This window comes from Actinacidiphila sp. bgisy145 (genome assembly GCF_057708125.1).
Window position 1 is genome coordinate 1 of sequence record NZ_JBYIRL010000126.1, and the last position, 685, is coordinate 685.

A 685-nucleotide genomic window follows, 5' to 3' on the forward strand; every position below is an offset into this window, starting at 1 on the left:
ACCGAACCCAGCCGCATCGGAGTCGATGACCTGGGGCAGTTCCACCTCGGCGTAGACGGTGTCCCCGGCACGCCACACCTGCCGCAGCCCCTGGAACGCCGGACCGTAACCGTAACCGCGTCGAGCCAGCCTCTCGTAGGCATCGTCGACCGCGACCGCCACCGCACCCGCCGGAGGCCACACGGACAGCCGATCCGGAGCAGGCTCACCATCGGCCGGGGCCAGCAGACCGACGGCGTGCCGCACCCATTCGCCCTCCCCCTCGCGAGAGGAGACCGTGACCGTTCGCGGACCATCGCCGTCACCGACACGGACCTGCAACTGCACGCCACCAGAACCCGGAAGGATCAGGGGCTCCTGGAGCGTCAGTTCCTCCAGGACACCGCACCCGGCCAGGTCGCCGGCGTGGACGGCCAGGTCGACGAATGCGGTGCCGGGTAGTAGCACCGTGCCGTGGACCGCGTGGTCGGCCAGCCACGGCATCGCAGCCAGCGACAGCCGACCCGTCAACACCAACCCATCACCATCGGCCAGCCACACCGCAGCCGCCAACAACGCATGCCCGACCCGCTGCTGACCAGCTGAGGAGGCATCCCCACGACCGGCGACCGACTTCGGCCAGTAGTGCTGACGCTGGAACGCATACGTCGGCAAAGCCACCCTCCGGGCCCCACCCTCCCCACCA

At 69.9% G+C, this 685-nt stretch carries 1 protein-coding gene; it reads right to left on the minus strand.

From position 1 onward, the window contains the following. On the minus strand, nt 1-660 hold a 660-nt coding region (locus tag AC3ERT_RS36590), incomplete at its 3' end, for a polyketide synthase dehydratase domain-containing protein (protein WP_435179503.1). Nucleotides 661-685: the final 25 nt, after the last annotated feature.